Below are 6,471 nucleotides of genomic sequence, written 5' to 3'. Positions count from 1 at the left end.
GATCGGCGTGATCCACACGGCGCCGAAGCCCATGCCGCGGATGTAGCCGGCGTTGTCCAGCACGCCCTTGAAGTCGCCGCCCAGGTAGCCGATGTTGGCGCTCTCGCCCTTGGGCGCGCCGGACACCGGAATGTCGAAGGTGCGGTGCGCGCCGCCCTGGTCGCGGTGGTCGTTGGACGGGTCGCCGTTGACGAAGCGGTCGGTCAGCACGAAGTAGATCGCGTTGGAGGCGAACGGCGCGTCGGTGCCGTAGAACTCGGGTTGCGCGGCCGCGGCGTGGGCCAGGCCGGTGGACAAGGCGAGGCTGGCGAGGCTGGTGAGGACGGGCTTGTGTCGCATGGATTTCCTTCCGGTGGCACGGGGCACTGGCTGGACGCGGTCACGGGGCCGGCTGCGGCGTAGCGGTCGCCGTCGGCTCGCGCACGCGCAGCGTGCACAGGCCGGCGACGACCAGGCTGGCGCCGCCCAGCGCCAGCGCCCAGATCGGCTGGTTGCCGAACAGGGTCTTGAGCAGCATGCCCAGCACGCTGGCGGCGAGCAGCTGCGGGATCACGATGAAGAAATTGAAGATGCCCATGTACACGCCCATCTTCGCCGCCGGCAGGTTGTCCGACAGCAGCGCGTAGGGCAGGGACAGGATCGAGGCCCAGGCGAAGCCCACGCCCACCATCGAGGCCAGCAGCCAGCGCGGGTCGCGTACCACGAGGAAGGACAGCAGTCCGGCGCCGCCCAGGCACAGGTTCACCAGGTGACTCACGCGCAGGCCCCACCAGCGCACCATGCGCGGGATGGCGACGGCGGCCAGCGCGGCGAAGCCGTTGTAGGCGGCGAACAGCACGCCCACCCAGTTGGCCCCCTCGTTGTAGGCGGCCGAGGAGGGATCGGTGCTGCCGTAGAGGGTCTGGGTCACGCCCGGCGTGGTGTAGATCCACATCGCGAACAGGGCGAACCACGAGAAGAACTGCACCCAGGCGAGCCGTCGCATCGGGCCGGGCATGCCGTACAGGTCGCCCATCACCTGCTGCAGCATGCCGCGGCTGCGGGTCGCGCTGAGCCAGGCGAACAGGGCGCCGAACACGATCAGGCCGCCGGCGAGCAGGTACAGCTCCTTCTCCAGCGCGTAGCGGCGCACGGCCAACAGCACCAGCGTGCCCGCGAGGACCAGCAGCAGGCCGGGCCGCCAGGCGCGCGAGGCATCGGTCGGCGGCAGCTCCGCCGCAGCGTCATCGAAGGCTTCCAGCGCCAGCGGCGGGTACTCGCGCGTGGTCAGCACCGTCCACAGCACGGCGCCGAACAGCACCGCGCCGCCCAGGTAGAACGCCCAGGTCACGGTGGCGGGAATGTGGCCGGCCGGGGCCACGTTGGGCACGCCCAGCCGGCTCAGCAGCCATGGCAGGGCCGAGGCGACCACCGCGCCGACACCGATGAAGAAGCTCTGCATGGCGTAGCCCAGCGGGCGCTGCCCGGTCGGCAGCTGGTCGCCGACGAAGGCGCGGAACGGCTCCATCGAAACGTTGATCGAGGCGTCGAGCACCCACAGCAGTCCCGCCGCCACCCACAGCGCCGGCGCATTCGGCATCCACAGCAGTGCGAGCGTCGAAAGGATCGCGCCGACCAGGAAGTACGGCCGGCGCCGCCCGAGCCGGTTCCAGGTGCGGTCGGAGAAATAGCCGATGACCGGCTGCACGATCAGGCCGGTGAACGGCGCGGCGATCCACAGGACCGGGATCTGCCCCACGTCCGCACCGAGCGTCTGGAAGATGCGGCTGACGTTGGCGTTCTGCAGGGCGAAACCGAACTGGATCCCCAGGAAGCCGAAGCACATGTTCCAGATCTGCCAGAAGGACAGGGTGGGTTTGTTGCTCATCGAGTCGCCGTGGTCAGGTGGGTAGGGGACGATGCGGCCTGCGCCGGAAGGGCTCCTTCCCGGGCAGGGAAGAAGGGCCGTGAGCCGGCGCGGCCGGTCACAGCGGCGCGATCAGCAACTCGCCGACGTCGGCCTCGTTCAGCGGCCCTGCGCTGCCGCCCGTGCCGCCGGTGTAATGGGCGTTGTGGCGCAGGTAGCTCATGTTGAAGCCGTCCTCGAGTGTGAAGCGGCAACGCGCGCCGGCCTGCGCGGTGAAGCTGCCCCAGGTGGAATGCTGGCGGCCCTCGCTGTGCGGCATCACCAGCGGCAGGCGTTGCGGCGCACGGTTGCCACAGTCGATCACCAGCCATTTCACGGCGGCGGTGATGCCGGTGTTGATCGGGCCATGCGCGTTGGCGTAGTCGAGCAGGGCGCGGTAGCGGCCGGCGCGTGGCGCCGTCCAGGCGCGCGGCCAGCCGCCGGCGACGCGGATCGCGTCGCCGGGACATACGGCGGGGCTGGGCAGCGATTCGATGCCATGCCCATCGACCCGTGTCACGCGAAAGCATTGCAGTGCCGCGGTGCGTTCGACGGTCGCGCTGCCCTCGATCGTGCCGTGGCGCCGGCCATTGACGTAGAGCATCCCCTTGCCCGCGCTGCGCACGCGCCAGTGCCCGCCGTCGGCCTCGACCGTCGGTGCGGGCGGCGTCGCGGGCGCGTAGAGCGGCGCATCGGTGCGCAGCGGCGGTTCGGCCACCCGGATGGCCTTGAGCTGGACCACGGTGTGGCTGCCCTCCTGCCGGGTAGTGCCGGCGACCAGCAGGTTGCCGTCCAGCCTGGATGGACGGCGCAGGGTGATGCGGCGGTCGCGCAGTTGCAGGTCGATGTGGTCGGCGTCGCCGAACAGCATCGGCACCAGCTCCACCGGCAGCTTGGGCTCGACGCGGCCGTCGTCGGTCAGGCCGAACACGCCCTCGGTCGCCACGTCCAGGAAACCGGCCACCGACCACAGCTGGCGCGGCGAGTTGACCACCGGGCCGCTCAGCGCGCCGTCATCGACGTGCACGCCCTGGCTCAGCAGTTCGTAGTTCTCCATGTTCGAGCCGGCGAGCGCGGCGCCGCGGATCACCGAGCGGATCTCGTGCGCGATGCGCACCGGGTCGTCTGCGGCACGTGCCGCGCGCAGGGCGTAGGCGCTGACGAACGGCCAGATCGCGCGGTTGTGGTAGATCGGCTGGTCGGCTCGCTCGGGCCAGATCACCGGGCTGCCGGCCGGCCAGGCGGGATAGCTGGCCAGCGCCTGGCGCGCGCGTGCCGGGTCGGCCACGCCGCTGGTGATCGCCAGGGACAGGCCGAGCAGGTCGTAGGCCTCGACCGGCAGGCCGTCGCCGCCGATGTAGCTCATGTACAGGCCGCGGTCGGCGCGCCAGAAGTGTGCGTTGATGGCCTGCTTCAGCGCAGCGGCCTGGGCGCGGTAGCCGGCCGCGTCGCCCTGGCCGCTCGCCAGCCCGGCGGCGAGTTCGAGCGCCTGGTAGTGCAGCACGTTGGTGGATAGCGCGAACGACTGCGCGATGAAGCGCACGTCGTGGGCGGTCCAGGCCGGGTAGGTCTGTTCGCGCCAGTCCAGGAAGGAGGTTTCGCCGCGGTAGAGGCCGAGCGCGGGGTCGAAGGCGTACTGGCGGTCCTGCGCCAGCGTATCGGCCAGCGCCTTGCGCACCTCTTCGGCGAAGGCGGCGTCGTCCAGCAGGTGGCGCGCGCCGAGGAACCACACGATGCGATCGGTGCTGACCGGCCAGCTGCCGCCCGAACCGGTGTCCTGCATGACGTACAGGCCTTGCGGCGCGGAGGCCATGCGCAGGTCGGACAGCTTGAACTTCAGCCCGTTGCGCGAGCGCGCGGCATCGAAGCGCCACAGCCCCAGGTCGATCGCGTAGGCCAGGTCGCGCGTCCATACGTAGTGCCACTTCTCGCCCGTCTCGAAGCAGTGGCAGGCAATCGGTTGCCCGTGGTCGAAGGCACCATCGCGGATGGCGGCGACCGAGTCCTGCGCCAGGTCGTCCTGGGCCATCGCGAACAGGCCGTCGAACAGGGGGCTGGCGGTATCCGTGCGCAGGGGCTGGGGCTGGATCGCGCGCTGGCCGAACGGCCCTGCCAGTGTCCAGGCGCCGTGCGCGTCGCGGCTCATGCCCGCGTGCATGCCATGCCAGTCCAGTCCGTCGCGCCAAGGCGGGACGGCCGCGCCGGAGGCCATCGCCGCGGTCAGCAGCAGGCTAAGCATGACGGGGCGGGGCGGGCAGTGGGGTCATCCGGCGGCTCTCCTCGGGCGGCGCTTGGGCAGTGGGCATGGTAGGTAGCGTCGCAGTGCAGCAACCAGCGCCTGCATACGTATTCATGAGGCGGTTGCGCGCCTCCCCGGTGCCGCAGGAGCGGGCCTGCCGCGATGCCTTTGGAAGGCATACCGAGCAAGCCCGCCCTGCGATGCAGGCGCTACTGCGCGAGGATCGCGCCGTAGTGCCCGTTCACGTTGAGCGTGACCTGGCCGTTCTGCACCGTATACGAAGTGCCCGAGACCTTGTCGGTGAGCACGCTACCGTTGGTGACGCTGAGTTGCCACACCGGCACGGTGACCGAGTGCGTGACCGAGTCGTTGTTGAGCACCACGGCAATGCGGTTGGCGGCGTCGAAGCGGCCGTAGGCATACAGCTTGTTGGTGTCGTCGGTGAGCAGCGTCATGAACGAGCCGGTACGCAGCGCCGGGTAGGCGTTGCGGATGGCGATCAGCTTCTGGGCCAGCGCCACGGCGCTGTTGGTGGAACTGCCGACGGTCCAGTCGAAGGTGCGGCGGTTGTCCGGGTCGGCGCCGCCCTGCATGCCGTACTCGTCGCCGTAGTAGATCGTCGGCGTGCCCACGTAGGTCATCTGGACGAACAACGCCAGATAGGTCTTCCAGATGTCGCCGCCGGCGCGGGTGCCGAAGCGGGTGACATCGTGGCTGCCGAGCGCGTTGCTCATGGTCTGCTGCACGTTGGTCGGGTAGTTGGCGCGGGTGCCGTGCAACCAGCTGTCGAACTGGCTGACCGGGATCGAGGCGGCGTTGCCGTTGTAGTCCTGGCCGGTGATCCACTCGGAGACGGGCTGCATGAAGCCGTCGTAGTTCATCGCGCTGTCCCACTGGTCGCCGCCGGCGGTCCACGGGCCGGCGTTGCCCCAGAACTCGCCGAGGATCTCCGCGTTGGGGTTGACCGACTTCACCGCGTTGCGCAGTTCGGCCGTGATCTGGTGGTTGGTCGCGTCGCTGCCGTTGTTGCCTCCCGCATCGAAGTACTGCGCCGCATCGAGGCGCCAGCCGTCGATGGAGTAAGGAGCCTTCAGGTAGGTCTGCACCACGGACGTGCTGCTGCCGTAGATCGCGTTGCGCACGGCCGAGCCGCTGGCGCCGTAGTCGAGCTTGGGCATGCTGGAGATGCCGAAGAAGGCGGAGTACGTGTTGGGCCAGGTCTGGAACGTGTAGTAGCCGTACCACGGGCTGGACTGCGACTCGTAGGCGCCGCTCGTGGTCCACCAGTTGTAGCGGTCGAACCAGGCGTGGGTGTCGCCGGTGTGGTTGAACACGCCGTCGAGGATCAGGTAGCCCTTCGGCCCGTTGGCGGTGCCGTGGATGTCGGCGGCCAGCGTCTGCAGCAGCGTGTTGCTGCCGAACGCCGGGTCGACCTGGGTGTAGTCCTCGGTGTCGTACTTGTGGTTGGTCGGCGAGAGGAAGATCGGGTTGAGGTAGATGATGTCGGCGCCGACGGTGTTCTTGATGTAGCCGAGCTTCTGGTCGACGCCGGCCAGGTCGCCGCCGAAGAACACGGCGCTGTTGCAGCCGCCGACGTTGGACACCACGCTCGAGCCCCAGGCGTGCTTCTCGGTGGCGCAGCCGGCGTAGGTGTACTGGCCGTTGGTGACGTCGTTGGCGGTGTTGCCGTTGTAGAAGCGGTCCGGGAAGATCTGGTACATCACGCCGTTCTTCATCCATGCCGGGGTGGTGAAGCCGGGGAGGATGAAGAAGTCGCCGGAGGACGGCTCGGCGGACGTGGTGCCCGCCGCGTTGAGCCACGCCGTCGCAGTGCCGTCGTTGATCTGGAAGCGGTAGTACTTTTTCGAGGCGCTGGCCGGGATGGTGCCCTTCCAGAAGTCGAAATTGCCGGTGGCGTCGTTGGCCGACCAGCTCATCGCCACCCAGTGGAACAGGCCGTCGGCGCTGTCGTAGTACTTGATGTTGGCGCTGGTGATGTCGCCCTTGAAGGTGCGCAGGGTCAGCGTGACCGCCTGCGCGGCGGTCGGTTCAGCATAGTTGTCGTAGAGCGGACCCTGGTCGTGGAACAGGCCGTTCCACTCCACGTTGTTGTCGTTGCTGGCCGCCAGCAGGGCCGGCGGATACAGGGCGTAGAGCGCCAGTGCTGCGAGGATGGCGACGGTGACTTTGCCGCGGTGTGCCTTCTGTACATGGTTGCGCATGAGACCTCCCTCCCGATGAAGACCTTGCGCCGAGCGGCACCATGCAGGAAAAACCCGGCGGGAGCGGAGCCGCTCCCGCAGAGGGTTTGCCCGTGGTCACCGCCCCAGCGTGATGTTTTGCGCCA

At 69.1% G+C, this 6,471-nt stretch carries 3 protein-coding genes and 1 pseudogene; all 4 read right to left on the bottom strand.

Annotated features, from left to right (window positions below):
* Positions 1-339 (bottom strand): annotated as a pseudogene (locus HOQ08_RS02075) (cyclomaltodextrin glucanotransferase); the annotation flags it as partial.
* A 40-nt stretch (positions 340-379) separates the two neighbouring features.
* Complete coding sequence (locus tag HOQ08_RS02070; RefSeq protein ID WP_291190852.1) at positions 380-1,867, bottom strand: MFS transporter; 1,488 nt, start codon at positions 1,865-1,867, stop codon at positions 380-382.
* A gap of 97 nt (positions 1,868-1,964) precedes the next feature.
* A complete protein-coding gene (locus HOQ08_RS02065; protein WP_291190849.1) occupies positions 1,965-4,124 on the bottom strand; it encodes a Six-hairpin glycosidase-like protein in 2,160 nt (719 codons plus the stop codon).
* Between the two features lie 209 nt (positions 4,125-4,333).
* Positions 4,334-6,346 carry a glycoside hydrolase family 13 protein gene (locus tag HOQ08_RS02060; RefSeq protein ID WP_291190846.1) on the bottom strand — a complete coding sequence of 671 codons (2,013 nt, stop codon included), beginning with the start codon at positions 6,344-6,346 and terminating at the stop codon, positions 4,334-4,336.
* Positions 6,347-6,471 lie beyond the last annotated feature (125 nt).

It is taken from the genome of Frateuria sp. (assembly GCF_013362045.1).
Lineage (GTDB): Bacteria > Pseudomonadota > Gammaproteobacteria > Xanthomonadales > Rhodanobacteraceae > Frateuria_A.
This window is presented reverse-complemented; position numbering and strand designations above follow the sequence as displayed.

Excerpts from the sequence above, each read along its gene's own strand:
- HOQ08_RS02070 (WP_291190852.1), bottom strand. The coding sequence starts at position 1,867 with ATGAGCAACAAACCCACCCTGTCCTTCTGGCAGATCTGGAACATGTGC.
- HOQ08_RS02065 (WP_291190849.1), bottom strand. The coding sequence starts at position 4,124 with ATGCTTAGCCTGCTGCTGACCGCGGCGATGGCCTCCGGCGCGGCCGTC.
- HOQ08_RS02060 (WP_291190846.1), bottom strand. The coding sequence starts at position 6,346 with ATGCGCAACCATGTACAGAAGGCACACCGCGGCAAAGTCACCGTCGCC.